Source organism: Luteimonas sp. A649 (genome assembly GCF_054072735.1).
In genome coordinates, this window is the sequence record NZ_JBSVRQ010000001.1 from 1,822,627 (window position 1) to 1,849,112 (window position 26,486).

A 26,486-nucleotide genomic window follows, 5' to 3' on the forward strand; every position below is an offset into this window, starting at 1 on the left:
CGGCTATAGCCGCGATCAAACCATCATGCAGAGCGATCGCGGCTATAGCCGCTCCCACAGGTGCCAGCAGCCGCTCCACAGGCGCCAGCCGCCGCTCCCACAGGCACCAGTTCGCCGCCGGCCCCAGGCCCGCACTCCGTAATCCAACCCAGGTCGCAGTCCCATGCCTTTCGCCCCCATCCCCGAACTGCTCGAAGAGCTCCGCGCCGGCCGCATGGTCGTCATCGTCGACGACGAAGACCGCGAGAACGAAGGCGACCTGATCATGGCCGCCGAGCTCGTGCGCCCGGCCGACATCAATTTCATGGTCACCCACGCCCGCGGCCTGGTCTGCCTGTCGCTGACCCGCGAACGCTGCGCGCAGCTGGGCCTGCCGCCGATGGTCCAGTCCAACACCTCGTCGCACCACACCAACTTCACGGTCAGCATCGAGGCAGCCGAGGGTGTCACCACCGGCATCTCGGCCTACGACCGCGCGCACACGATCCGCACCGCGGTGCGCCCGAACGCGGCGCCGTCCGACCTCGCCCAGCCCGGTCACATCTTTCCGCTGACCGCGCAGCCGGGCGGCGTGCTCGCGCGCGCCGGGCACACCGAGGCGGCGGCCGACCTGGCCCTGCTCGCCGGGCTGGAGCCGGCCGGCGTGCTGGTGGAAATCCTCAACCCCGACGGCACCATGGCGCGCCGCCCGGAGCTGGAAGTGTTCGCGCGCGAGCACGGGCTCAAGATGGGTTCGATCGAAGCGCTGATCCGCCATCGCCTCGAGACCGAGCACACGGTGGAGCGCGTGGACAGCCGCGACATCGAAACCGAGCACGGCCCCTTCCGCCTGCACGCCTATCACGACCGCCTCGGCCATGCGTTGCACTTCGCGCTGGTCCGCGGCGAGCCCGATGCCGATACGCCGACATTGGTGCGCGTGCAGGTGCGCAATGCGCTGGCCGACGTGCTGCGCTGGCGCCGCCCCGATTTCGGCCCCGCGGTGGGTGACGTGCTGGCCGCGATCGCCGCCGAAGGCCGCGGCGCGCTGGTGCTGCTCGACGGCGGGCAGACGCCGGATGCGCTGCTGGAGCGCCTGCGCGCGGCGGATTCGCTGCCCGCCGGCGATGCCGCGCCCCCCGACGCGCGGGGCGGTGCGCTGGTGGAATGGCGCCGCAACGGCGCCGGCAGCCAGATCCTGGCCGATATCGGCCTGGGCAAGCTGCGCGTGCTCGGCACCGCCCGCAAGCAGGTTGGCCTGGCCGGCTTCGGGCTTGAGGTCGTGGAATACCTCGAGCCCTTGGCGTAGCGCGCGGCCAACCGACACTCCCGCAAGCTTCGCCCTTCAGTCATCTTCCCCCGCCCGGCGGGGAAGAGGGTCGGACGGTCATCTGAGAACGGCTAGAATGCGGGCCTTCCCAAGGAACACGCCATGACGCATTTCGAAGGTGACCTGCGGGCGCCGCAAGGCGCGCGCTTCGCGATCATCGCCAGCCGCTGGAACCCGCGCATCGTCGACGCCCTGGTGGGCGCGGCGCGTGCCACGTTCGAGGGCAATGGCGTGGCCGCCGATGCCGTCGACGTCGTGCGCGTGCCCGGTGCCTGGGAGATCCCCATGGTCGCCGCCCGCCTCGCGCGCAGCGGCAGCCATGCCGCGATCATCGCGCTGGGCTGCGTGGTGCGCGGCGATACCCGCCACTTCGAACACGTCGCCGACAGCTGCGCCGAGGGCCTGGCGCAGGTCCAGCTCGCGCATGGCGTGCCGGTGGCCAACGGCGTGCTCGCCGTCGACGACATGGTAGACGCCGAGAATCGCGCAGGCGGCAGCCACGGCAACAAGGGCGAGGAGTGCGCGCTGGTGGCGATCGAAATGGCCAACCTGCTGGGGAAGCTGTCGTGAAGCCGCAGCGTGGCGGCGGCGGCCGCAATGCCGGCATCGACACCGTGGCGCGCTCGCGCTCGCGCCGTCGTGCGCTGCAGGCGGTGTACGCGATGCAGCTCTCGGGCGTGGACGCGCGCAACGCCATCGCCCAGTTCGCGCACGAACAGGCGCATGAAGTCGCCGACCTCGAGTACTTCGAGGACCTGGTGCGCGGCGTGGAGACCCATCGCCGCGACCTGGATGCCGCCCTGCAGCCCTTCCTCGACCGCACCATCGCCGAGGTCGACCCGATCGAGCGCGCGATGCTGCGGATCGCCGCCTACGAGCTTCGCCACCGCATCGACGTGCCCTACCGGGTGGTGATCGACGAGGCCCTGAAGACCGTCAAGCGCTTCGGTTCGGAGCACGGCCACACCTACGTCAATGGCGTGCTCGACCACGCCGCCGCCGCGTGGCGCGCGACCGAAGTGCAGGCGTCGCGCGGCTGAGCCCGCGGCCGCCACCATGGCCGAATTCACGCTGATCGACCTGATCCGCGCGCGCGCCACGCAGGCGCGCGACGACGTCGTGCTGGGCATCGGCGACGATGCCGCGCTGCTGCAGCCGCCGCCCGGCATGCAGCTGGTGGTGGCGATGGACACGCTCAACGACGGCGTGCATTTCCCCCCGGGCACGGAGGCCGCGCACGTCGGCTGGAAGGCGCTGGCGGTGAACCTGTCCGACCTCGCCGCCATGGGCGCCGAGCCCGCCTGGTGCACGCTGTCGCTGTCGCTGCCCGACGGCGATCCGGCCTGGGTAGCGGGTTTCCTCGACGGATTCCTGGCGCTCGCCGCGCTGTACGACGTCGCCCTGGTTGGTGGTGACACCACGCGCGGGCCGCTGTCGATATCGGTGACCGTGCACGGCTTCGTCGATCCCGGGCGCGCGCTGCGTCGCGACGGCGCGCGGGTGGGCGATGGCGTGTGGGTCAGCGGCACCCTGGGCGGCGCGGCGGCCGCGCTGGAACAGTGGCGCGCGGGCGATGCGATCGATCCGGCGCTGCGTGAGCGTCTGGAGCGCCCGCGTCCGCGGATCGCGCTCGGTCGTGCGCTCGGTGGCGTGGCGACCGCCTGCATCGACATCTCCGATGGCGTGTTCGCCGACCTCGGCCATGTCTGTGTCGCCAGTGGCGTGGGCGTGCGGCTGGAGGTCGATGCGCTACCCGGGCACGAAGCGCTGCGCCCGCACATGGACGAGGACGCCGCGCGCGCCCTGCAGGCCGCGGGCGGCGACGACTACGAGCTCTGCTTCACCGCACCCGGTGGCGCCGACGCCACCGTGCGCGCGGCGGCAGACGCGGCCGCGACCGGGGTCCAGGTCACGCGCGTCGGCACGGTGGTGGCGGGGCAGGGCATACATGCCCTGGATCGCGACGGCCGGCCGTGGCTGTCCGCCCGCCCGGGCCACGAGCACTTCAATCCCTGATTCTCAGGCGTCGTCGACGCGGAACGCGTCGCGATGCCAGGTGAAGTGGGGCGCTTCGGGGTCGCCGGTGGCGTCGACCACGTCGAAGCGGCAGAAGTCCTCGGCCAGCGCCGGGTGCTGCAGCAGGAACAGCTGTGCCGCGCGCACGATGCGCCGGCGCTTGCCGAAGTCGACCGATTCCGCGCCACCGCCGTAATCGGCGCTGGCGCGATAGCGCACTTCCACGAAGACCAGGGTGTCGCCGTCGCGCATCACCAGGTCGAGCTCGCCGAGCCGATAGCCGGCATTGGCCGCCACGTCACCCAGCCCGGCGCGCAGCAGGTGCGTGCGCGCCGCGGCCTCCACGCCGGCGCCGCGGCGCCGGGCTTCGCTCAACGCGCGGCGCCCGCGAGCGGCACCACGTAGCCACCGCTGAAGGTCGACCAGGCCGGCGTGCGCAGCACGTGGCCGTCGGTGCCCATGCGCAGCACGCCGCTGGCGCTGGAGACCGAAGCCTCGGGGCTGCTGGCAAGGTGGCCAAGATAGGCCGACAGCAGCCAGGCGTCGTAGCCGAAGGCGAACAGTCGCGCGGCTGGCCCGCGCGCGGTGGGCAGCGCGTCGGCCACGCCGCGCGCCGGCGGCAGGCCCGGGACGCCGGACACCGACCAGGCATCGTTGGGGAAGGCGATGCCGTCGAGCGCAGCGTCGTCTTCGGCGTTGCCCGTGCCCGACAGCAGCTGCGACGTCGCCACCCGCGGCCGTCCGGACAGGCCGGCCGCCGACACCTGGGCGGCCGCCAGCCGCGCCTGCGGGCCACGCAGCGCCATGAACACGGCGTCCACGCCGCCCTCGCGCTGCAGCGCGGCCTGCATCGGCCCGATCAGGTCGGGCGGATCGTCGCCGACCACCGCAAGCTGCTGCACCACGCTGCCGCCCAGTTCCTGCAGGCGCGCGGTGAGCGCATCGATGCTGCGTCGCGCGCTGTCGTCGCCGGAGCTCAGCACCAGCACCCTCAGCGCGCTGCGCGCGGCAAGGAAATCGGCCGCCGCCACGCCTTCATCCTCGGGGGCGAGCGCGTAGCTGGCGCTGTTCACCGGCGGCGTGCCGGCGCGGTTGAGGGCCAGCACCGGCACCGTGGCCGTGGTCTGCGCGAACACCGCATCGACCTCGTCCCGGCCCAGCGGCCCGACCACCTGGCCCGCGCCTTCGGCCACCGCGCGCTGGTAGGCCTCCACCGCGCCCCAGGCCGTGCCCCTGGTGTCGTAAAACTCCAGGTCCGGACGACGGCGATGTTCGCCGTAATAGCCGGCCAGCAGGCCGTCGCGCACGGGGCCCGCGGCGGTGGCCAGGTTGCCGGTCAGCGGCAGCAGCACGGCCAGCTTGAGCGGCGGGCGGTAGCCGTCGCGCTCGGCGGGCGGGCGGTCGCCGGCGTCGAACTGCCAGTGGCCGGCCTCGGCCGGCGCCGGCGCCGCGTCGGGCGCGTCGGCGGGGCGCGTCACCTGCACGGTCGAACAGCCGGCAAGCGCCAGCGCGGCTAGGGTGGCGGCAAGGGCCTGCTTCCAGGGATGGCGCATCAAGGCGTTCCGGCTGCGAGAATGCCCGGATTCTACCGTCACCCCCGCAAGGACACGATGCAGCCCGCCGCCGGAACCCTCCACGTCGTCGCGACGCCCATCGGCAATCTCGCCGACCTGTCGCCGCGCGCGCTGGATACGCTGCGCGCCGTCGATGCCATCTGCGCCGAAGACACGCGGCATACGCGGCACCTGCTGGCGCACTTCGGCATCGAAAAGCCGCTGCTGGCGCTGCACGAGCACAACGAGGCCGAGGTGGCCGGGCGGCTGGTCGTGCGCCTGGCTGCGGGCGACTCGCTGGCCCTGGTGTCCGACGCCGGCACGCCGCTGGTCAGCGACCCCGGTTTCCGCCTGGTGCGCGCCGCGCGCGAGGCCGGCATCCGCGTCAGCCCGGTGCCCGGCCCGAGCGCGATCATCGCCGCGCTCAGCGTGGCCGGGCTTCCCAGCGACCGCTTTGCCTTCGAAGGCTTCCTGCCTGCGAAGGCCGGCGCGCGCCGCGAGCGCCTGGCTGTGCTGGCGGGGGATACGCGCACGCTGGTGTTCTACGAGTCCTCGCACCGCATCGTCGAATCGCTGGCCGATTTCCGCGCCGTGTTCGGCGACGGCCGCCGCGCCGTGCTGGCGCGCGAGTTGACCAAGCTTTTCGAGACCGTGCTCGACGGCACGCTCGCCGACCTGCATGCCGCGGTCGAAGCGGATGCCAACCAGCGCAAGGGCGAGTTCGTGCTGCTGGTGGAAGGCGTGGGCGACGATGGTGAAGCGAAGGTGGTGCAAGGCCGGCTGCTGTACGCCAAGCTCGCCGCCCACTTGCCGCCATCGACCGCGGCAAAGCTCGCCGCGGAACTCAGTGGCGCCCCGAGGAAAGCCTTGTACGGCGGCTGACCGCGCCGACCCTTCCCCCGCCTGCGGGGAAGAAAGCGCGCGATAGGTCGGATCGCCCCGTGCGACAATGCCCACGGCGGAGTCGGCCAGACAGTCGCGTCATCGGCCCATTTCGATGGGTTGGTGCCGAGGAAAGTCCGGGCTCCACAGGGCACGGTGCCAGGTAACGCCTGGGCGGCGCGAGCCGACGGAAAGTGCAACAGAGAGCAGACCGCCGAACGGTTCTTCGGAATGCGTGGCAAGGGTGAAACGGTGCGGTAAGAGCGCACCGCGAGTCTGGCAACAGACCGGCACGGCAAACCCCACCGGGAGCAAGACCAAATAGGGACCTAATGGCGCGGCCCGCGTCGGGTCCGGGTAGGTTGCTTGAGCGTATCGGCGACGATGCGCCTAGAGGAATGACTGTCCACGACAGAACCCGGCTTATCGGCCGGCTCCGCCACCTTCCTCATAAAAAATTGCGCACGGCCCTGGGGAGAGAGAGGGGGCCGTGCGCAAGACTCACTTGGTTTGACGGGCTTTCGTGCCCTTGGCCACAGTCTCGCGCGCGGCTCCCCGGCATGCGTTGCCAAGGCTGCGCACCGGGTTTGCCGAAGTTGCTGTTTCGGCGGCGGCTTCAGCCGCCGTTGGGGCGCAGCCGCGCCACGCCGATGTCGGTCCGGTTTTCGGTCACCACCGGCAGCACGATGTGGCGGCGGTCCGCGCTGACCTGGAATCCTCCCCCCAGGAGCAGCCGCAGCCCGCGCAGCGTGGCCAGGTGCGTGACCTCGCCATCACGCAGCGAGTGCGCCTGGAGGTCTGCGACACCGGAGCCGTCACCCTTCGACTGCAGGGACCACACGGCATCGCCGACCACCTGCCACGGCTCCTCGATGGGCAGCGGCGCGTCGCGCAGCGGGCGCAGGTCGTTTTCCGAATACAGCAACACGCGGCCCTGGCTGCCGGCTTCGGCCAGCAGCAGGACCGGGCGCCCGTCCACCGCTGCGCGCTCGACCCGGAACGCCGGAAGCCGGGTCGGCTTGCCGCTGCAACCGGAGGCATCGGCGGACCGCCGGCATGTGTGCAGGTACCAGCCGGCATCGCTCCAGCCGGCGTACCAGATCGAGCGATCGTCGCTGGCGTAGATGGCGTTGCGCAGCGATGCGCTGGCCTCGGCCACGCGCTGCGACAGGCCCCGGTCGAGGTCGAATTCGTGCAGCTCGTGACGGCCCTGCACGCGCAGCACGTACAGCACGCGGCGGCCATCGGCCGACAGCACCGGTGATTCCACCAGTCCGGCCTCGTGCCGGGTGAGCCGGGTGGCCTGGTCCGCGCTGCGGTCCAGGAGCCAGAGCTGCGAGCTGCCATCGCGGTCGCTTGCGAACACCACGCGGGTGTCGTCGGCCGACATCGCGGCAGAGAAGTCGCGCCCCGAAGACGGTGCCAGCAGCCTCCTCGGGCCGCCGTCAAGCGGATGCTCGGCGAGCGCGGAACGCCAGGCCTCGATCTGGAAGGCGAGGTGCCAGTCACGGCCGGCGACATCGGGCGAGGAAGCGTCGGCGATGCCCAGCGCGGTGATGCGGCCGTCGGCCAGTTCCAGCGCATACAGCGCGCGAGGGCCTTCGTGGTTGGACGAGAACACCAGCCCCGAGCCGTCGGGCAGCCAGTCGAAGCCGTGGATCTCCGAACGCAGCGTGGTCAGCCGCGTCACCGCGCCGCCGCCGATCGCCACCGAATACAGGTCCGACGTGGGATTGGTGCTGCCACGGAAGGCGATCCGCGTGCCATCCGGCGAGAACCGCGGATAGAGATCGGCGGCGGTTTCCAGGTCTCCGTATTCGAACGGTTCCCGTGCCCAGCCCTCGCCCCGTCGCAGCAGGGTGACGCGCGTGTCCGCGGCGCTCCCGGGGATGATCGCGGAGTAGGCGATCTGGTCGGCGTCGGCCGGGTTCCAGTCCAGGTACACGACGCTGCGCGCGGGACATTCGCCGACGGTCTGCTGGCCGCCACCGTCGATGCTGGTGATCCGGATCTCGCAGCGCGTGCCGTCGTCCGCGCGCCAGACATAGGCGATTTCGCGGCCGTCGGGCGACCACGCCGGGCGCTCGGCGTGATCGCCTCCGGCCAGCGTGATCGCCTCCGTGCCGTGCATCGACTGCAGGAACAGGCCGGGTGCGTCCCCAAGCCGGTCGCGACGGCTGTAGACCAGCCAGTCACCGCCCGGGTTGAAGCGCGGATGGTCTTCGCTGCCCGGGGCGAACGTGACCCGGCGCGCCGGTCCGGCCGTAATCCCGGTGTTCGCGGCGGCCGGCGTCGGCACCTCGGCATCCCCACGCCACGGGCCGGTCGCGAACAACGCGGCGGCTGTCAGGGCTGCCGCCGCGACGCCCAAGAGCGGCAGCCAGCGTTGCACACCGGCTCGCGGTCTCGCATTGCCCGTCCGTGCATGCAGGCCGCCGGGGATCCCGTCTGCAGCGATCGCGTCCGTCGTCGGCGCTGTCGCCCCAGCCTCGACCGCGGCCGCAGTCGGAGCTGAGTCCGACAGGGGAGCTGCCACGCCTGCCGCCATCGCCTCGGCGTCCGCGCCGTGTCCGGCTGCGTCCTGCACGGGCTCGACCACCTCGGCGATGGCCAGCCATTCCACCGGCGCGATCAGGCGATAGCCGATCCGCGGGATGGTCTCGATATAGCTGGGCCGCTCGAGGTCGTCGCCGAACGCGCGGCGCAGCGCGGTGATCGCATGCCCCACCACGCCCGGCGTGACGTGCACGCTGCCCCAGACCGCGTCGAGCAGTTCGTCGCGTGAAACCGTCACGCCCGGCTCGCGGGCAAGCGCCAGCAGCACGGCCACGGCCTTGGGCTTCAGTCGCGTGGTGTTTCCGCCGGATTCCACCTGCAGCGCACCGGCGTCGACGTGGAATGCGCCGATGCGAAGTTGCTGCCGATGGAGACCGTCGCGGCTGCGGTCGTCTGCGGCTCGGGACAAGGATCACCTGTGGTCCGCGGCGGCGAACCCGCCGGGCGCAAGCGCGGGCGGGCTGCGCGGAGCGCCGCGGAGCGTCATATGGCGGCACAGTGTAGCGCCGCGTAGCTGGCGGGCAGCTTTACGGCGCCTGTTCAGGCGGCTTCGGAGAGGTCCTGCCGGAAGCGGGTCGCGGTGAGGCCGACGCACTTCTTGAACGACCGTGCGAACGCGAACCGGCTTTCATAGCCGACGCTGGCCGCGACTTCCGAGATCGCCAGGTCGCTGTTGGCGATCAGGTCCTTGGCCAGTTCCATCCGCGTCTGGATCACCAGGTCGTGCGGGGTGATCCCGAACACGTCGCGGAAGCTGCGCAGGAAGTGCGACTTCGAGTAGCGCGCCGCCGCGGCGAGGCTGTCGAGATCGCTGCCCTCGAATGGCGAGTTGAGGATCCGGTTGCGGGCACTGAGCAGCCGCTGCACGGTCTGCCGGCGGTGGCCTTCGGTGCGGCCGCTGGCGCGCGCCACCCAGCCACGGGTGGGCGCCTGGGCATCGCGCGCAGCCTGCAGGACGCCCCCCAGCACAATGTCCAGCGCCGCCCTCGGGGCAGCCTCATTGGCCTGGCGTGCGAGCGCGACCACGGCGCGCACCAGGGCGCGATCCATCGGCATGACGGAAGGAAACAGCAGCGGGCCGGGACCCCGGTGCACGCCCACGCCGCGCAGGATCGCGGTGACCGCGGGCGGCGGCAGCGCCAGGGCCACCCAGTCCGCGCCGTCACGACCCACCCCGCGCACGGCGGTGCCGGCCGGCAGGGCCAGGAACTGGCGGCGCCGCACCCGGTAGGGTCCATCCGGACTGCCCACTTCCACGCTGCCGCGCAGCACGCACCACAGCGAGGGGGCTCCCGCCGCGACCAGGACATGGCTGCCACGGGCGGAGCCGCGTACGCAATGCACGCCATCGGCGCTGGTCAGGTCGATGCCACTGCCCTGTCCGGCACGCCAGAACTTCACTTCCACCACGTCTTGCCCCCTGTCGCTGAAGTACGTGCCCAAGGCTGCGGCTCCGCGTGCCCGAAGTCGCGAAGCCGCGCGGACGTTTCGACTTCCGGCAGGACGTATCGATGACGTTTCGACGAAACCCCGCATGGGCGCTGGCCTGGAGCGCATCTGGTGGCCTCGTGGACGCGCGCCACGGTCGCGTCGCCGGCGGGTGGCGGGGCCTCTCAAAAGCTCATGAACGGCCGGTGACAAATGCCCCGGATCGGGCCGGATGGCGATTTCGGGCACGCCGAAGCGACAGCGCGAGCACCCGGGGACGGCAGCCCCTCCCTAATGTCGACCGGTCGGCTTTCTTAACGACGCTTTAACTGTTCGCACTCATCAACCAAAGATTTTTGGAGTACTCATGAAGACAAGTTTGCTGCGGGACGCCATCCGCACGTCGCTGCTCGCTGGCGCGACCCTGGCGGTCTCGCTGCCCGCGTTCGCGCAGGACGCCACGGACACTGCCTCCGCCACGACGCTTGATCGCATCGAGGTCACCGGTTCGCGTATCCGCCAGGTCGACATGGAGACGGCGCAGCCGGTGCTGACCATCAGCCGCGCCGACATCGAGGGCCAGGGCTTCCGCACGGTCGCCGACATCCTCCAGAACATGACCGCCGCCGGTTCCCCGGCGATCAGCCGCTCCGAGGCCCTCGCCTCCGGTGAAGCGGTCGGCGGCCAGTACATCGACCTGCGCAACCTCGGCGCCAACCGTACGCTGGTGCTGGTGAACGGCAAGCGCCTGGGCATCACCACCGACGGCCTGCAGGACGTGTCCTCGATCCCGTCGGTCATGGTCGACCGCATCGAGATCCTGAAGGACGGCGCGTCGTCGATCTACGGCTCCGACGCGATGGCCGGCGTGGTCAACATCATCACCCGCAAGAACTTCGACGGCGCCGAGGCCAATGCCTATTACGGCCAGTTCGGCGATGGCGACGGCGCGAAGGAAAGCTACGACTTCATCATGGGCATGTCCGGTGACCGCGGCTCGCTCACCCTTGCCGCCGAATACCACAAGGAAGACGGCGTCTGGGCCCGCGACCGCTGGTTCAGCCGTGACTCCTACCCGGGCTTCCCGCAGCACAGCCTCAGCCCGGTCGGCCAGTGGGGCAACTACAACGCCAACAGCGGCCTGATCAAGCGCAACCCCGATGGCACGCCGCAGCTTGACGACAAGGGCAAGACCATCCCGATGGATGCCGCCTGGTACGCCCCCAACCGCGGTGGCGACACCATCGGTTCGGACGCGTTCCACCCGCAGACCGACGACGACATGAGCAACGCCGCGCAGCAGATGCACGTGCTGACGCCCCTGGAGCGCCGCTCGCTGTACGTCAATGGCCAGTACGACCTGACCGACAACGTCCGCTTCTCGACCGACATCGGCTACAACAATCGCGTCGCCAACTCGCAGATCGCGGGCTACCCGGTGCAGTCGACCGCGCTCGGCGCGGCGATGTCCGCCGACAGCTACTTCAACCCGCTCGATGACGGCCGCGCCGTCGACTGGCGCCGCCGCGGCTGGGAAAACCCGCGCACCACCGAATCCGAGCTCACCACCTGGCGCTTCACGGCGGGCCTGGACGGCGCGTTCCAGGTCGGTGACCGCTACTTCGACTGGGATGCCGGCTACCTGTACAACAAGAACGAGCTGACCAAGATCAGCAACGGCAACTTCTACATCCCCAACGTCCGCAATGCCGTGGGTCCGTCGTTCATGGACGACGCCGGCAACGTGGTCTGCGGCACCCCGGGCGCAGTGATCGCCGGCTGCACGCCGTGGAACCCCTTTGCGGGCTTCGGCACCGGCGCGGTCGCCAACTCGCTCGACGACGAAGCCGTGCGCGCCTACCTGTTCAAGCAGGAGCACGCGCTGGGCGAAACCGAGACCACCAGCTACTTCGCCAACCTTGCGGGTTCCATCGTGACCCTGCCGGCCGGTGACCTCGGCTTCGCGGTGGGCTACGAGTACCGCAAGGAGCAGGGCGGTTACACCCCGGACGCGATCTCGCAGTCGGGCGACTCGACCAACCTGGCCGCCGGTCCGACCTACGGCGAGTACGACGTCGACGAGTTCTACGTCGAGCTGAACGTGCCGGTCCTGGCCGACATGGCGTTCGCGCAGGAGCTGAGCTTCAACGTCGCCAGCCGCTACTCGGACTTCAGCACCTTCGGTGACACCACCAACAACAAGTTCGGCGTGAAGTGGCGTCCGATGAACGACCTGCTGGTCCGCGGCACCTGGGCCGAGGGCTTCCGCGCGCCGACGATCTCCGACCTGTACGGCGGCGGCTCGCAGACCTTCACCACCGGCTTCCGCGATCCCTGCGACAGCGAATACGGTACCGCGGCCGGCTCGCAGCGCTGCCTGCAGGACGTGGCGGCGGACTACCGCCAGCTGCAGCAGGGCTTCACCCCGACCGACGGTCCCGCGGCGCAGACGCCGGTGCCGTTCACCAGCGGCTCCAACGCGCTGCTGTCGCCGGAAACCTCCGAGTCCAAGACGATCGGCCTGGTCTACAGCCCGTCGTACGTGGAAGGCCTGAGCCTGACGCTCGACTGGTGGAACATCACCATCGAGAACACCCTGGTGTCCGACAGCCCGAACCAGATGCTCAGCGACTGCTACATCGCGCTGATCGAGTCGCGCTGCTCGGGCTTCACTCGTGACGCGAACACCGGCATCGTCAACGACCTCACCTATGGCCTGCGCAACGCCGGCTACCAGGAGACGGAAGGCTTCGACTTCGACGTGGCCTACCGCGTGCAGACGGGTTACGGCAACTTCGGCGCGACCTGGCAGAACACCTACGTCAGCAAGAACAACCTGAAGACCACCAACGAGGCCACCACGCCGGAGTCGGTGTACGTGAGCTTCGGCGGCAACTTCCGCCTGCGCTCGAACCTGAACCTGAACTGGGAGCAGGGCGCGTACTCGGCGAACTGGGGCATGCGCTACTACTCCTCGATGAAGGAAGAGTGCTACTTCGATTCGATCTGCAACATCCCGGACTACGCGGCGCCTGACACCCAGGGCCAGAACGTCCCGATGAACCAGACCGGCTCGAACACCTTCCACGACGTCCAGTTCGCGGTGAAGACCCCGTGGAACGCGACCGTGGCGGTGGGTGCCAACAACGTGTTCAACCACTACGCGGCGCCGGCGTTCGACCAGCCGAACTCGAACTTCGCCTACTACGGCGGCTTCGACCTTGGCCGCTTCGTGTTCATGAAGTACCAGCAGCGCTTCTGATCGGCGCTGGGGTGACACCGGCCGGGGTCCCGCAAGGGGCCCCGGCTTTTTTGTGCGCGCAGGCACGGTTCAGGTGAAGACCACGTGGTGGTTCTCAAAATTTGAGACTAAACAGCAGCTTGTGGATAAAGCTTGAACAAGTCTCTGAAGTGTTGCGCAAGTCATTGACCTGCCTGATGAAAATTCCCGCTGCCAGTTGTTGACAAGGGTGTGGAGCACTCCTAAGGTGGCGTTGCGTGGGAAGACCGGGAATATCGTGGTTTTTCCTAGCAATGAAGCCCGCCGCAGACGGGTATGGAGTGGGTAGGCGCAAGTGTTGCAGGGCGAGCACGCCATCACGATCGACGACAAGGGACGGCTGGCGATTCCGACCAGCTACCGGGACATCGTCGCGTCCGAATTCGGCAATCGGCTGGTGATCACCTACAACCCCTTCGAGAAGGGCTCGCTCTACATCTACCCGTACGCCGCCTGGGAACAGGTGCGCGATGGCGTCAACAAGCTGCCCAAGGTCAAGAAGGCCCATCGCGCCCTGCAGCTGAAGCTGGTTGGTGCGGCGACGGTGGTCGAGCCCGACGGCAACGGCCGCGTCTCGATCCCGGCCAGCCACCGCAACGCCATCGGCATTGAAAAGAAGGCCGTGCTGCTGGGGATGGGCGACAAGTTCGAACTCTGGAGCGAACAGGCACATCGCACGCAGATCGAGACGCCGCTGGGCGACGACGATTTCGGCGACGAACTGGACGGGCTGCAGTTGTGACCGCGGGTGCCGCGGATGCCCGCTCCGCGCACCTTCCGGTCTTGTTCAAGCAGGTCATGGAAGGGCTGCTCGTGCGTGGGGACGGAACCTACCTGGATGGCACCTTCGGCCGCGGCGGCCACGCGCGCGGCGTGCTGGAGGCGCTTGGGAGCGGAGGCCGGCTGCTGGTCATGGACAAGGATCCCGAAGCGATCGCCGTTGCCGAACAGGAGTTCGGGGCCGATCCGCGCGTGTCGATCCGCCGCGGCAGCTTCGCCGACCTCGGCCACTGGGACGCAGTCAGCGACGGCCTGGACGGCGTGCTGTTCGACCTCGGCGTGTCCTCGCCCCAGCTCGACGTCGCCGCGCGCGGCTTCAGCTTCGGCAAGGACGGCCCGCTGGACATGCGCATGGATCCCGATTCCGGCGAAAGCGCCGCCGACTGGCTTGCGCGCGCCTCCGCCGACGAGATCGCCGACGTGCTCTGGACCTATGGCGAGGAGCGCATGAGCCGCCGCATCGCCCGCACGATCGTCGAGCGCCGCGCCCAGGCGCCGATCACGCGCACCTCCGAGCTGGCCGAGCTCATCGCCTCGGTGATGCCGCGGCCGAAGCCCGGCCGCCACGAGATCCACCCGGCCACGCGCTCCTTCCAGGGCATCCGCATCCACATCAACCGCGAACTGGCCGACCTGGAAGCCGGCCTTGAAGCTGCCCAGGCCGCCCTGCGCCCGGGCGGCCGCCTGGCGGTGATCAGCTTCCACTCGCTGGAAGACCGCATCGCCAAGCGTTTCATCGCCGCCCGCGCCAAGCCGCCGGCCGGCAACCGTCGCCTGCCCGAGGCCGCGCCCTTCGTACCCACGCTGCGCGACGTCGGCGGCGCGATCCGGGCCGGCTCCGACGAGCTGGCCGGCAATCCGCGCGCGCGCAGCGCCGTGCTGCGCGTGGCCGAAAAGTTGGAGGCGCGACCATGACCCGCTTCCTGGTCGTCGTGCTGCTGATCGCCAACGTGCTCGCCGCGATCGGCGTCGTGCACGCGCGCCACCAGCACCGCCAGCTGTTCGTGGAGCTGACCCGCCTGGTCGACGAGCGCGACGAGCTCAACATCGACTTCGGCCGCCTGCAGATCGAGCAGGCGACCTGGGCCGAGGCCAACCGCATCGACCATGTCGCGCGCATGCGCCTGGGCATGAAGTTCCCGGAAGCCGGGGACATCGTGGTGGTGCGGCCATGAAGTTCCGTCGCGACCGCAACGGCACCGTGCGCCCCCGCGGCCGCGCGCAGTTCGACCTGCGCGGCCGGCTGAAGCTGGTGGTGGGCGTTCTGGGCGTCTGCGGCGTCGTGCTGGTGGCGCGCGCGGTCGACCTGCAGCTGATCGACAACGCCTACTACCAGCAGAAGGCCGACTCGCGCTTCCTGCGTGAGATCCCGATCCCGACCTCGCGCGGCATGATCACCGACCGCAACGGGGAGCCGCTGGCGGTGTCGTCGCCGGTGGACAGCGTCTGGGGCAATCCCCAGGAGCTGCTCAAAACGCCCGAGCGCCTGCCGCAGCTGGCCGAGGCCCTGGGCGTGCCGCTGGACCATCTGGAGCGCCGCCTGGCGCAGCGTGCGGACAAGGAGTTCGTCTACCTCAAGCGCCGCATCAATCCCAGCGAAGCGCAGCAGATCCTCGCGCACAAGGTCCCGGGCGTGTTCTCGCAGCGCGAGTTTCGCCGCTTCTATCCGCAGGGCGAGGCGCTGGCGCACGTGCTCGGCTTCACCAACATCGACGATGCCGGCCAGGAAGGCGTGGAGCTCGCGTTCGACGAATGGCTGAGCGGCATCCCGGGCGCGCAGAAGGTGATCCGCGACCGCCGCGGCCGCATCGTCGAGAACGTCGACCTGGTGCGCGCCGCACAGCCGGGCAAGGACCTCACGCTCAGCATCGACCGCCGCATCCAGTACCTCGCGCACCGCGAGCTGCGCGCCACGCTGCAGCGCACCGGCGCGGTCGCGGGATCCGCCGTGGTGCTCGACATCGCCACCGGCGAGATCCTCGCCATGGCCAACCTGCCCACGTTCAATCCCAACGCGGTCACCGGCGAGCACCGCGATGCGCGCCGCAACCGTGCGGTCACCGACCTGATCGAGCCCGGTTCAACGATCAAGCCGATCACCGTGGCCGCCGGGCTCGAGGCCGGCGTGATCACCGTGAACACGATCTTCGACACCAACCCGGGCTGGATTCCCAACGGGCGCTACCGCACCACCGACCACCGCAATTTGGGCGTGCTCGACACCACGGGCGTGATCACCAAGAGCTCCAACATCGGCACCTCGATGATCGTGCAGAAGCTGGACAACCAGTACTTCCACGATTTCCTGTCGCGGCTGGGCTACGGCAAGAGCACCGGCAGCGGCTTTCCGGGCGAAGCGTCGGGCCTGCTGCAGCCGGCCGCCAGCTGGAGCGGCACCACCAAGCAGACGATGAGCTACGGCTATGGACTGTCGGCGACGCCGCTGCAGATCGCCCATTCCTACGCCACCCTCGCCAACCACGGCCGGGCGGTGCAGCCGACCCTGGTCAAGGGCCAGCATTCGGAATCGCGACAGGTGATCTCCGCCGAGATCGCCGACACCGTGCTGCGCATGATGCAGACGGTCACCGAGCCCGGTGGCACCGCCATCCAGGCGGCGATTCCCGGCTACCACGTCGCCGGCAAGACCGGCACCGCGCGCAAGGCATCCGGCGGCGGCTACTCGCGCCGCTATGTCTCCTTCTTCGCCGGCGTGGTGCCGGTGGAGAACCCGCGCTTCGCGATGGTGGTGGTGATCGACGATCCGGATCCGGCCAAGGGCATCTATGGCGGCCTGGTGTCGGCGCCGGTGTTCCAGACCACGATGGACGGCGCGCTGCGCCTGATGGACGTGCCGCCCGACGACATCGAGACCTGGCTGGCCGAGCAGGCGAAGCAGCAGGCGAAGGAACGCGCACGCAACGCGCCGCGCGTTGCGGTTGCCCCCGCGGCAGGATCCACGCGTGCCTCCGCAGGCGCAGCCGTATCCACGCCTCCGCCGTCGGGAGGTGGCCAGTGAGCCGCCAGATGGCGCTTCGCGAGCTGCTGCCGGACGTAGCCGACGTGCCGGCCGGGCTCGAAGTTTCGGGCCTGGTGCTCGACAGCCGCGCGGTGCGTCCGGGCGACGGCTTTGTCGCGATCGGCGGCTTCGGCACGCACGGCCTGCACTTCGCCGAGCGCGCGCTGGCCGACGGCGCCGCGGCGGTGATGTATGAGCCGCCTGTGCCCGCCGACGTGCCGGCGCCTCCGCCGGGCGCCATCGCAGTGCCCGGTCTGCGCGCGCGCATGGGCACCATGGCCGACGAATTCCACGGCCGCCCGTCGGCGGCGATGGCGACGGTCGCGGTCACCGGCACCAACGGCAAGACCTCCACCGTGCAGCTGCTCGCCCAGGCCTGGGAGCTGCTCGGCCGCCGCGCCGCCACCATCGGCACGCTGGGCGCCGGCCTGCACGGCGACGTGCGCCCAACCGGCTTCACCACGCCGCTGGTGCTGCAGGTGCACGCGCTGCTCGCCGAGCTACGCGACGCCGGCGCGCATGCGGTGGCGATGGAAACCAGTTCGCACGCGCTCGACCAGGGCCGCGTGGACGCGGTGCACTTCCAGGTCGGCGTGTTCACCAACCTCACCCGCGACCATCTCGATTACCACGGCGACATGGCCACCTACGGTGCCGCCAAGGAACGCCTGTTCTCGGTGCCGGGCCTGGTTGCGGCGGTGGTGAACATCGACGACGGCTTCGGCCGTGAACTCTTCGCGCGCCTGCCCGATGGCCTTCAGCGTATTGGCACGAGCGCGCGGGACGCCGATGCCGCGGCCGTCGCTGCGTCGGCCATCGTGCTCGATGGCGCGGGGATCGGGTTCGACCTGCGCGTCGGCCGCGAGTTGCATCCGGTGCGCTCGCCGCTGCTTGGCCGTTTCAACATCGAGAACCTGCTGGCCGTCGCCGGCGTGCTGCATGCGCAGGGCATCGGCGCGGCGGACATCGCCCGCGTGCTCGGCCAGCTGCAGCCCATCGCCGGTCGCATGAACCGCCTTGGCGGCCACGACGGCCAGCCGCTGGTGGTGGTCGACTATGCGCACACGCCCGACGCACTCGAGCAGGCGCTGGCGAGCGTGCGCGCGCATGCCGCCGGGCGCATCACCTGCGTCTTCGGCTGCGGCGGCGAGCGCGACCGCGGCAAGCGCCCCGAAATGGCGGCCGCGGCGGAACAGGGCGCCGATGCCGTGGTGGTCACCGACGACAATCCGCGCGGCGAAGACGGCAACGCCATCGTCGCCGACATCCTGGCCGGCTTCAGCGATCCCGCCACCGTGACCGTCGAGCGCGATCGTGCCACCGCGATCGAACGTGCTGTTGGCGCCGCCGGCCCCGGCGACATCGTGCTGGTCGCAGGCAAGGGCCACGAGCCCTACCAGGAGATCGACGGCGTGCGTCATCCCTTCGACGATCGCGACGTGGCGCAGCGCGCGCTGGGAGCGCGGGCATGAAGGCACTCGTGCTCTCGCGCATCGCCCAGGCCTGCAACGGCCGCCTGCAGGGCGCGGACCGCGAGGTCGACGCGATCGTGACCGACAGCCGCACGCTGTCGGCCGGCAGCCGTGCACCGCTGTTCGTGGCGATCGCTGGCGAGAACTTCGACGGCCACGAACACGTGGTCGCGGCGGCGTCCAAGGGCGCAGCGGCTGCCCTGGTCTCGCGCCCGCTCGATGCCGCGCTGCCGCAGGTGGTGGTCGGCGATACCGTCGAAGCCCTGGGCTCGCTGGCCGCGGCGCTGCAGGCCTTGCGCGTCGATCAGGACGTGGTCGCGATCACCGGCAGCAACGGCAAGACCAGCGTCAAGGAGCTGGTGCTTTCGATCCTGCGCCGCGTTGCCACGGTGACTGCCAGCCCCGGCAACCGCAACAACGAGATCGGCCTGCCGCTGGCGATCATCGATGCCGACGACGACGCGCGCTTCGCCGTGTACGAAATGGGCGCGGGCAAGCCCGGTGACATCGCCTACCTGGCCGCCATCGCGCGTCCGCGCGTGGCCCTGGTCAACAACATCGCGCCGGCGCACCTGGAGCGCATGGGCAGCCTGGCCAACGTCGCCGATACCAAGGCCGCGATCTACGACGCGCTGCCCGCGGACGGCACCGCGGTGATCAACGCCGACGATGCCTTCGAATCCTTCTTCGCCGAGCGCGCGCACGGCCGGCGCCTGTTGCGCTTCGGCTTTGGCGCCCGCGCCGACGTGACCGCGCGCGACATCGCCCTGCATGAGGACGGCAGCGAGTTCACCCTGGTCACGCCCGCCGGCGAGGTCGCCGTGTCGCTGTCGCTGCCCGGTCGCCACAACGTCGCCAACGCCATGGCCGCAGCCGCGCTGGCGCTCGCCTGCAATGCGCCGCTCGCGGCCATCGCCGAAGGCCTCACCGGCGCGCGTCCGGTGGAAGGCCGCCTGGTGCGCCACCGCCTGCCGGGCGGCGCGTGGCTGGTGGACGACAGCTACAACGCGAATCCCGGCTCGCTCGCCGCGGCCATCGACACCCTCGCGACATCGCGCGGTGGCGGCTGGCTGGTGCTGGGCGACATGCGCGAGCTGGGCGTGGATGCCGTCGCGCTGCACGAAGCCGCGGGACGTCGCGCCCGCGAAACCGGCGTGGTGCGGGTATTCGCGCTGGGTGAGCTCGCGGCGAAGGCGGCCGAATCGTTTGGCGCGGGCGGGGAGGTCTTCGCCACGCACGAGGAACTCGCCGCCGCGGTGCGGGCCGCCCTTGTGGGAGCGGCTAAAGCCGCGATTGGCGCCGCCGACGTCGCGGCTGTAGCCGCTCCCACAGGGGCTGTTCCCACAGGGGCCGGGCCCACGGTGCTGGTCAAGGGGTCGCGCGGCAGCGCGATGGATCGCGTGGTCCGCACGCTGCTGGAAGGAGTCGATACCGATGCTGCTTGAACTCACGCGCTGGCTGGAGCAGCTCGAAGGCCTGTTCGGCCTGTTCGGCTACCTCACCTTCCGCGGCATCCTTGCGGCGCTTACCGCACTCTTCCTGTCGCTGTGGTGGGGCCCCGCGGTGATCCGCAAGCTCGCCCAGTACAAGGGCGGCCAGCCGATCCGCCAGGACGGCCCGCAGACGCACTTCTCCAAGGCCGGCACGCCGACCATGGGCGGTGGCCTGATCCTGCTCACCGTGCTCGCATCGACCCTGCTCTGGGGCGACCTGCGCAACCGCTATGTCTGGGTGGTGTTGCTGGTGATGGTGGCCTTCGGTGCCATCGGCTGGTGGGACGACTGGATCAAGATCGTGAAGCGCGATCCCAACGGCATGCGCTCGCGCACGAAGTACCTGCTGCAGTCGATCTTCGGCCTCGCCGCCGGCCTGTTCCTGCTTTACACCGCCGACACCCCGGCGGCGACCACGTTCTACATCCCCTTCTTCAAGGCCGTGGCGCTGCCGCTGGCCGGTCTTTCCTTCGTGGTGATCGCCTACTTCTGGATCGTCGGCTTCTCCAACGCCGTCAACCTGACCGACGGCCTCGACGGCCTGGCGATCATGCCCACGGTGCTGGTGGCCTGCGCGCTCGGCGTGTTCGCCTATGCCTCCGGCCACGCGCAGTTCGCCGAATACCTGCAGATCCCGCGCGTGCCCGGCGCAGGCGAACTGGTGATCATCTGCGCCGCGATCGCAGGGGCAGGGCTGGGCTTCCTGTGGTTCAACACCTATCCGGCGATGGTGTTCATGGGCGACATCGGTGCGCTGGCGCTGGGCGCCGTGCTCGGCACGGTCGCGGTGATCGTGCGCCAGGAGCTGGTGCTGGTGGTGATGGGCGGCATCTTCGTCATCGAAACGCTCTCGGTGATCATCCAGGTGGCGTCGTTCAAGCTCACCGGCAAGCGCGTGTTCCGCATGGCACCGATCCACCACCACTTCGAACTGAAGGGCTGGCCGGAGCCGCGCGTGATCGTCCGCTTCTGGATCATCTCGGTGATCCTGGTCCTCGTCGGCCTCGCCACCTTGAAGGTGCGCTGATGGACCGGACCCACGACCGCAGCAGCCAGGCCGTCCGCCTCGAGTCCATCGGCGGGCACTTCGACCCGTGGATGCTCGGCGCCGTGATCGCGCTGGCGGCGCTAGGCATCGTGATGGTGGCCTCGAGCTCGATCGCGGTGGGCGAGGAGCTCGGCGTCGGCCCGTACTACTTCCTGGTCCGCCACGTGGTGTTCATGGCGCTGGGCGCGGGCCTGGCGTTCTGGGTGATGCGCACCGAACTCAAGACCATCGAGCGCTTCGACCGCGCGCTGCTGGTCGCCTGCTTCGTGGCCCTGCTGCTGGTGTTCGTGCCGGGCATCGGCCACACCGTCAACGGCGCGCAGCGCTGGATCAACCTGGGCGTGTCGAACTTCCAGGCGGTCGAGGCGGTGAAGGTGATGTACATCGTGTGGCTCGCCAGCTACCTGGTGCGCTTCCGCGACGAGGTCAACGCGACCTGGGGCGCGATGCTCAAGCCCATCGGCGTGGCCATCGTGCTGATGGTGCTGCTGGCGTTCCAGCCCGACTTCGGTTCGCTGGCGCTGCTGCTTGCGATCACCGCCGGCATGCTGGTGCTGGGCGGCGTGCACCTGCCACGCATGGCGGCGCCGGTGCTGGCGCTGCTGCCGGTGCTGGCGCTGGTGGCGATCGCCGAGCCCTACCGCATGCGCCGCCTGACGTCCTTCATGGATCCCTTCGCCGATCCCTTCAACAGCGGCTACCAGCTGGCCAACGCGCTGATGGCGGTGGGCCGCGGCGAGTTCTGGGGCGTGGGCCTGGGCGCGTCGATCCAGAAGCTCAACTACCTGCCCGAGGCGCATACCGATTTCATCCTCGCGGTGATCGCGGAGGAGCTCGGCTTCGTCGGCGTGTGCCTGGTGATCGGCCTGTACGCGCTGCTGGTTGGTCGTGCGTTCCTGGTTGGCCTGCGCTGCGTGGAGACGCGCCGCCACTTCGCCGGCTACATCGCTTTCGGCATCGCGCTGTGGCTGAGCCTGCAGGCGCTGGTGTCGATCGGCGTGAACCTCGGCCTGCTGCCCACCAAGGGCCTGACCCTGCCACTGGTGTCCTCGGGCGGGTCCAGCGTGATGATGACCTGCGTTGCCGTGGGCCTGCTGCTGCGCGTGTCCTACGAACTCGACCGCACCCAGCGCCAGGTCGCGCGCCTGCGCGGCGAAGCCGCCGCGCCCGCCGCCACTGCATCGCCGCCGCCACCGACCGCGCAGCCGGTGCCTTCGCTGGCCGCGCGCGGCACGGCGCGCCTGCGCCAGCGCATCGAACCCAGGCTCAACCCGGGAGCGCAGGCATGATCCAGCGCCTCCACGACACCCACGGCGTGGCGATGGTCGACTTCGCGCGGCGGCATTCGCGCGTGCACTTCATCGGCATCGGCGGCACCGGCATGAGCGGCATCGCCGAGGTGCTGTGCACGCTGGGCTACCAGGTGTCGGGCTCCGACACCGCCGACAGCGCGGTCACCCGTCGCCTGGCGAGCCTCGGCGCCACCGTGCACCGCGGCCACGCGGCCGCCAACGTGCTCGGCACCGACTGCGTGGTGATTTCCAGCGCCATCCAGCCCGACAACCCGGAGCTGATGGAAGCGCGCGCGCAGCGCATCCCCGTGGTGCCGCGCGCGGAGATGCTGGCCGAACTGATGCGCTTCCGCCGCGGCGTCGCCGTCGCCGGCACCCACGGCAAGACCACCACCACCTCGCTGCTCGCCAGCGTGCTGGCCGAAGGCGGGCTCGACCCGACCTTCGTGATCGGCGGCAAGCTGCTGGCCGCAGGTGCCAACGCGCGCCTGGGCGGCGGCGACTGGCTGGTGGCCGAGGCCGATGAAAGCGACGGCAGTTTCCTGCGCCTGAACCCGCTGGTGGCCATCGTCACCAACATCGACGTCGACCATCTCGAGAACTACGGCGGCGATTTCGCGCGCGTGCAGCAGGCCTTCTCCGAGTTCCTGCACCGGCTGCCGTTCTACGGCCTGGCCGTGCTGTGCATCGACGATCCCGAGGTCGCGGCCCTGGCCGGCGCCGTCTCGCGCCACGTCATGACCTATGGCTTCCACGCCGATGCCGACGTCCGCGCCGACAACGTGCGCCAGGACGGTCCGACCATGTACTTCGACCTGGTGCTGCCCGATGCCTCGGCCACGCCGATGGAGCTGGCGCTGCCTGGCCGCCACAACGTGCAGAACGCGCTGGCCGCGGCCGCCGTCGCCTGGCAGCTGGGCGTGAAGCCCGAAGCGATCCGCACGGCCTTGGCGAAGTTCGAGGGCATCGGCCGCCGCTTCAACCGCCTGGCCGAACTCACCACCGCGCGCGGCGCCACCGTGCAGCTGGTCGACGATTACGGCCACCATCCGCGCGAACTCGCCGCGGTGTTCGAAGCCGCCCGCGGCGGCTGGCCGGAGCGCCGCCTGGTGGTGGCCTTCCAGCCGCACCGCTACAGCCGCACCCGCGACCTGCTCGACGACTTCGCCGGCGTGCTGTCCGATGTCGACGCCCTGGTGCTGACCGAGGTCTATCCCGCCGGCGAGCAGCCGCTGGCCGGCGCCGATGCCCGCGCCCTGGCGCGTGCCATCCGTGCCCGCGGCCGCATCGACCCGGTCGTGGTCAACAGCCCCGGCGACCTGCGCGCGGTGCTGCCCGACATCCTCGAAGACGGCGACCTGCTGCTGGTGATGGGCGCCGGCGACATCGGCCAGGTGGCGCAGAACCTGGTGGCCGAAGGCTTCCCGCAGGAAGGGGAGGACGCATGAGCGATCGCCTGCCCCCGCTGCGCATGACCGACCCCGCCGCCTTCGGGCGCGTGGCCGTGCTCATGGGCGGCGACACCAGCGAGCGGGAAGTGTCGCTGGACTCCGGTGCCGGCGTGCTCGAGGCCCTGCGCGCGCGTGGCGTCGACGCGACCTCAGTGGACGGCGTGCCGGCGATGCTCGAGGCGCTCCAGGCCGGTCGCTTCGACCGCGTGTTCAACATCCTCCACGGCGGCGTCGGTGAGAACGGCGTGCTGCAGGGCCTGCTTGCCGCGCTGCGCGTGCCGTACACCGGCTCCGACGTGCTCGGCTGCGCGCTCACCCTCGACAAGATCCGCACCAAGCAGGTCTGGCTGTCCGAAGGGCTGCCCACGCCGCGCTACGAGCGCCTGCCCAAGGGCGCCGACCTGACTGCCGCCGCGCGGCGCCTTGGCCTGCCGGTGTTCGTGAAGCCGTCCAGCGAAGGTTCCAGCGTCGGCGTGTTCCGCGTGCTGGCCGAGACCGACCTTGCGCCCGCGGTCGAATTCGCCGCGGGCTACGACGGCGAACTGCTGATGGAGCAGATGGTGCGCGGTGACGAACTCACCGTCGGTATCCTCGGCGATGTCGCGCTGCCGTCGATCCGGATCGTTCCCGCCGGCGAGTGGTACGACTACCACGCCAAGTACGTCGCCGGCGACACGCAGTACCTCTGCCCGGGGCTCGAGGGCGAGGACGAAGCCACGATCCGCGCCCTCGCGCTGCACGCATTCCGCGCCGCCGGCTGCAGCGGCTGGGGCCGCGTGGACGTGATGCGTGACCGCGAGCGCGGCTTGCAGCTGATCGAAATCAACACCGCGCCGGGCATGACCAGCCATTCGCTGGTGCCCAAGGCCGCCGGCCAGCTTGGCTGCGACTACGCCGAACTGTGCTGGCGCGTGCTGGAGCAGACGCTGTGAACGCGCTCGCCCGCATCATCGCCTGGGCCCTGGCGGTGGCGCTGATCGCGTTGCCGGTGGTGTCCGTGCTGCAAGGCTGGATCGGCGCCGAGCGCTGGCCGCTGCGCACGCTGCGCATCAACGACAACCTGCAGCAGGTCGACCCCGATGCGGTGCGCGCGGCGGTGCTGCCCTACGCGCAGCAAGGCTTCTTCGCCGTGCGCCTGGATGATGCGCGCGAGGCCGTGGCCGTGCTGCCCTGGGTCGAGCAGGCCGAGGTCGGCAAGCGCTGGCCCGACGTGCTTGAAGTACGCGTGCAGGAACACCGTCCCTTCGCGCGCTGGGGCGACGACCACGTGTTGTCGCAGCAGGGCCGCGTGTTCCCCGCCGAGGGCATCGAGGTACCCAATGGCCTGCCGCTGCTGCACGGTCCCGACGCCCGCGCCGGCGACGTGGTCGAGCTGTACAACGACGCGCGCGAGCAGTTCGCGCCGGCCGGCTACGGCGTGCGCGCGCTGCTGCTCGACAGCCGCGGCAGCTGGGCCCTGGTCCTGTCCAACGGCACCGAGGTGGTGATCGGCAGCCACCAGGTGCGCACCCGCATGGCCCGTTTCGCACGCCAGCTGCCGCAGCTCCTGGCCCAGCGCCAGCTGCCGCTGTCGCGCGCGGACCTCCGATACACGAATGGCTTCGCCCTGACCTGGGCCGAGGAACGCAACACATGAACCGCAAAGGCGACAAGGCCCTCATCGTCGGCCTCGACATCGGCACCTCCAAGGTGGTGGCCCTGGTCGGCGAGTATTCGCCGGGCAACCCGATCGAGGTGATCGGCATCGGCAGCCACGAATCGCGCGGCCTCAAGCGCGGCGTGGTCGTCGACATCGAGTCCACCGTGCAGTCGATCCAGCGCGCGATCGAGGAGGCCGAGCTGATGGCCGGCTGCGACATCCGCTCGGTCTACGCTTCGATCTCGGGCAGCCACGTGCAGTGCAAGAACTCGCCGGGCATCGTCCCGATCCGCGACGGCGAAGTGACCTGGAGCGATCTCGACCGCGTGCTCGACGCCGCCAAGGCGGTAGCGATCCCGGCTGACCAGAAGATCCTGCATGCGATCCCGCGCGAGTACGTGCTCGACGATTCGCAGGAAGGCATCCGCAACCCGGTCGGCATGACAGGCGTGCGCCTGGAGGTGCATGCGCACCTGGTGGTCTGCGCGCAGTCGGCCGCGGCCAACATCTCCAAGTGCGTGCAGCGCTGCGACCTGCAGATCGACGACCTGGTGCTGTCCTCGCTGGCTTCCAGCACCGCGGTGCTCACCAGCGACGAGCGCGAGCTGGGCGTGGTGATGGTCGACATCGGCGCCGGCACCACCGATCTGGCGGTGTTCGTGCAGGGCGCGATCTGCCACACCTCCAGCCTGCCGATCGCCGGCGACAAGGTCACCGAGGACATCGCGCACATGCTGCGCACGCCCACGCCCGAAGCCGAGCAGATCAAGGTCCGCTACGCCTGTGCGCTGGCGCAGCTGGCGACCAGCGAAGAATCGATCCAGGTCCCGAGCGTCGGCGACCGTCCGCCGCGTCGCTTGCCGCGCCAGTCGCTGGCCCAGGCCGTGCAGGCCCGTTACGAGGAGATCTTCGAGATGGTGCAGGCCGAACTGCGCCGCTCGGGCTTCGAGCAGCACGTGCGCGCCGGCATGGTGCTCACCGGCGGCGCCGCGAAGATGGAAGGCGTGGTCGAACTGGCCGAGGAAATGCTGCAGATGCCGGTGCGCGTGGGCATCCCACAGCACGTCACAGGCCTGGGGGAAGTGGTGAACAACCCCGTCCACGCGACCGGCGTCGGCCTGCTGCTGATGGGCAGCCAGATCGAGCATCCGCGGCGCCCGGTGCTGCCCACGGGGCGCGCCGGCAGCCTGCTCAAGAAGCTCAAGACCTGGTTCAACGGGGAGTTCTGATCATGCGCGCGCACATCCAGTACCTGGAGCGACCCCGAG

Annotated in this window: 22 protein-coding genes and 1 other RNA gene; 19 read left to right on the plus strand and 4 right to left on the minus strand. The window is 70.3% G+C overall.

Going from position 1 to position 26,486, the window contains the following annotated elements:
- The first annotated feature begins 163 nt into the window (after positions 1–163).
- The 4 genes from ribB to thiL all read left to right on the plus strand — a co-directional run bounded on the left by ribB (position 164) and on the right by thiL (position 3,325).
- Complete coding sequence (ribB, locus tag ACW5E8_RS08465; protein ID WP_456965009.1) at positions 164–1,288, plus strand: 3,4-dihydroxy-2-butanone-4-phosphate synthase; 1,125 nt, start codon at positions 164–166, stop codon at positions 1,286–1,288.
- A 123-nt stretch (positions 1,289–1,411) separates the two neighbouring features.
- The gene (ribH, locus tag ACW5E8_RS08470; protein ID WP_456965010.1) at positions 1,412–1,879 is read left to right on the plus strand and encodes a 6,7-dimethyl-8-ribityllumazine synthase; all 468 of its coding nucleotides are present in this window, start codon (positions 1,412–1,414) and stop codon (positions 1,877–1,879) included.
- Positions 1,876–2,349, plus strand: a complete 474-nt coding sequence (nusB, locus tag ACW5E8_RS08475; RefSeq protein ID WP_456965011.1) for a transcription antitermination factor NusB — start codon at positions 1,876–1,878, stop codon at positions 2,347–2,349. The genes ribH and nusB overlap by 4 nt, the downstream gene beginning before the upstream one ends.
- 16 nt (positions 2,350–2,365) lie before the next feature.
- On the plus strand, positions 2,366–3,325 hold the full coding sequence (gene thiL, locus ACW5E8_RS08480) for a thiamine-phosphate kinase (RefSeq protein WP_456965012.1): 960 nt from the start codon (positions 2,366–2,368) through the stop codon (positions 3,323–3,325).
- A 3-nt stretch (positions 3,326–3,328) separates the two neighbouring features.
- Here the strand turns inward: thiL and ACW5E8_RS08485 are convergent, their stop codons facing one another.
- Positions 3,329–3,700 (minus strand): YraN family protein, encoded by a 372-nt coding sequence (locus tag ACW5E8_RS08485; RefSeq protein WP_456965013.1) that lies wholly within the window; start codon positions 3,698–3,700, stop codon positions 3,329–3,331.
- A complete protein-coding gene (locus tag ACW5E8_RS08490; protein WP_456965014.1) occupies positions 3,697–4,878 on the minus strand; it encodes a penicillin-binding protein activator in 1,182 nt (393 codons plus the stop codon). Before ACW5E8_RS08490 ends, ACW5E8_RS08485 begins: the two co-directional genes overlap by 4 nt.
- 57 nt (positions 4,879–4,935) lie before the next feature.
- Here ACW5E8_RS08490 and rsmI point away from each other — a divergent pair, with 57 nt between their 5' ends.
- Together rsmI and rnpB are read left to right on the plus strand one after the other, a co-directional pair.
- On the plus strand, positions 4,936–5,760 hold the full coding sequence (gene rsmI, locus ACW5E8_RS08495; protein ID WP_456965279.1) for a 16S rRNA (cytidine(1402)-2'-O)-methyltransferase: 825 nt from the start codon (positions 4,936–4,938) through the stop codon (positions 5,758–5,760).
- 78 nt (positions 5,761–5,838) lie between these two features.
- An RNA gene (gene rnpB, locus ACW5E8_RS08500) (RNase P RNA component class A) lies at positions 5,839–6,202 on the plus strand.
- 174 nt (positions 6,203–6,376) lie between these two features.
- Here rnpB and ACW5E8_RS08505 read toward each other — a convergent pair.
- Entirely contained in the window at positions 6,377–8,725 is a 2,349-nt protein-coding gene (locus tag ACW5E8_RS08505) for a winged helix-turn-helix domain-containing protein (RefSeq protein ID WP_456965015.1), read from the minus strand.
- Positions 8,726–8,856: 131 nt separating this feature from the next.
- The gene (locus ACW5E8_RS08510) at positions 8,857–9,759 is read right to left on the minus strand and encodes a helix-turn-helix transcriptional regulator (protein ID WP_456965016.1); all 903 of its coding nucleotides are present in this window, start codon (positions 9,757–9,759) and stop codon (positions 8,857–8,859) included.
- Between the two features lie 352 nt (positions 9,760–10,111).
- Here ACW5E8_RS08510 and ACW5E8_RS08515 point away from each other — a divergent pair, with 352 nt between their 5' ends.
- The 13 genes from ACW5E8_RS08515 (at position 10,112) to ftsA (ending at position 26,447) form a co-directional block, all read left to right on the plus strand.
- The gene (locus ACW5E8_RS08515) at positions 10,112–13,006 is read left to right on the plus strand and encodes a TonB-dependent receptor domain-containing protein (RefSeq protein ID WP_456965017.1); all 2,895 of its coding nucleotides are present in this window, start codon (positions 10,112–10,114) and stop codon (positions 13,004–13,006) included.
- 313 nt (positions 13,007–13,319) lie between these two features.
- The gene (gene mraZ, locus ACW5E8_RS08520; RefSeq protein WP_456965018.1) at positions 13,320–13,766 is read left to right on the plus strand and encodes a division/cell wall cluster transcriptional repressor MraZ; all 447 of its coding nucleotides are present in this window, start codon (positions 13,320–13,322) and stop codon (positions 13,764–13,766) included.
- Positions 13,763–14,719: a 16S rRNA (cytosine(1402)-N(4))-methyltransferase RsmH gene (gene rsmH, locus ACW5E8_RS08525; protein ID WP_456965019.1), complete on the plus strand. Its 957-nt coding sequence runs from the start codon at positions 13,763–13,765 to the stop codon at positions 14,717–14,719. The genes mraZ and rsmH overlap by 4 nt, the downstream gene beginning before the upstream one ends.
- Complete coding sequence (gene ftsL, locus ACW5E8_RS08530) at positions 14,716–14,979, plus strand: cell division protein FtsL (protein WP_456965020.1); 264 nt, start codon at positions 14,716–14,718, stop codon at positions 14,977–14,979. Before rsmH ends, ftsL begins: the two co-directional genes overlap by 4 nt.
- A complete protein-coding gene (locus ACW5E8_RS08535) occupies positions 14,976–16,823 on the plus strand; it encodes a peptidoglycan D,D-transpeptidase FtsI family protein (RefSeq protein WP_456965021.1) in 1,848 nt (615 codons plus the stop codon). The genes ftsL and ACW5E8_RS08535 overlap by 4 nt, the downstream gene beginning before the upstream one ends.
- On the plus strand, positions 16,820–18,295 hold the full coding sequence (locus ACW5E8_RS08540) for a UDP-N-acetylmuramoyl-L-alanyl-D-glutamate--2,6-diaminopimelate ligase (RefSeq protein ID WP_456965022.1): 1,476 nt from the start codon (positions 16,820–16,822) through the stop codon (positions 18,293–18,295). The genes ACW5E8_RS08535 and ACW5E8_RS08540 overlap by 4 nt, the downstream gene beginning before the upstream one ends.
- On the plus strand, positions 18,292–19,740 hold the full coding sequence (locus ACW5E8_RS08545; RefSeq protein ID WP_456965023.1) for a UDP-N-acetylmuramoyl-tripeptide--D-alanyl-D-alanine ligase: 1,449 nt from the start codon (positions 18,292–18,294) through the stop codon (positions 19,738–19,740). The genes ACW5E8_RS08540 and ACW5E8_RS08545 overlap by 4 nt, the downstream gene beginning before the upstream one ends.
- On the plus strand, positions 19,730–20,815 hold the full coding sequence (gene mraY / locus ACW5E8_RS08550; RefSeq protein ID WP_456965024.1) for a phospho-N-acetylmuramoyl-pentapeptide-transferase: 1,086 nt from the start codon (positions 19,730–19,732) through the stop codon (positions 20,813–20,815). The genes ACW5E8_RS08545 and mraY overlap by 11 nt, the downstream gene beginning before the upstream one ends.
- The gene (gene ftsW / locus ACW5E8_RS08555; RefSeq protein WP_456965025.1) at positions 20,815–22,125 is read left to right on the plus strand and encodes a putative lipid II flippase FtsW; all 1,311 of its coding nucleotides are present in this window, start codon (positions 20,815–20,817) and stop codon (positions 22,123–22,125) included. Before mraY ends, ftsW begins: the two co-directional genes overlap by 1 nt.
- Entirely contained in the window at positions 22,122–23,576 is a 1,455-nt protein-coding gene (gene murC, locus ACW5E8_RS08560; protein ID WP_456965026.1) for a UDP-N-acetylmuramate--L-alanine ligase, read from the plus strand. Before ftsW ends, murC begins: the two co-directional genes overlap by 4 nt.
- Positions 23,573–24,511, plus strand: coding sequence for a D-alanine--D-alanine ligase (locus ACW5E8_RS08565; protein ID WP_456965027.1), 939 nt, complete (start codon positions 23,573–23,575; stop codon positions 24,509–24,511). Before murC ends, ACW5E8_RS08565 begins: the two co-directional genes overlap by 4 nt.
- Complete coding sequence (locus ACW5E8_RS08570) at positions 24,508–25,215, plus strand: cell division protein FtsQ/DivIB (RefSeq protein ID WP_456965028.1); 708 nt, start codon at positions 24,508–24,510, stop codon at positions 25,213–25,215. Before ACW5E8_RS08565 ends, ACW5E8_RS08570 begins: the two co-directional genes overlap by 4 nt.
- Positions 25,212–26,447: a cell division protein FtsA gene (gene ftsA, locus ACW5E8_RS08575; RefSeq protein WP_144892558.1), complete on the plus strand. Its 1,236-nt coding sequence runs from the start codon at positions 25,212–25,214 to the stop codon at positions 26,445–26,447. Before ACW5E8_RS08570 ends, ftsA begins: the two co-directional genes overlap by 4 nt.
- The last annotated feature ends 39 nt before the right edge of the window (positions 26,448–26,486 follow it).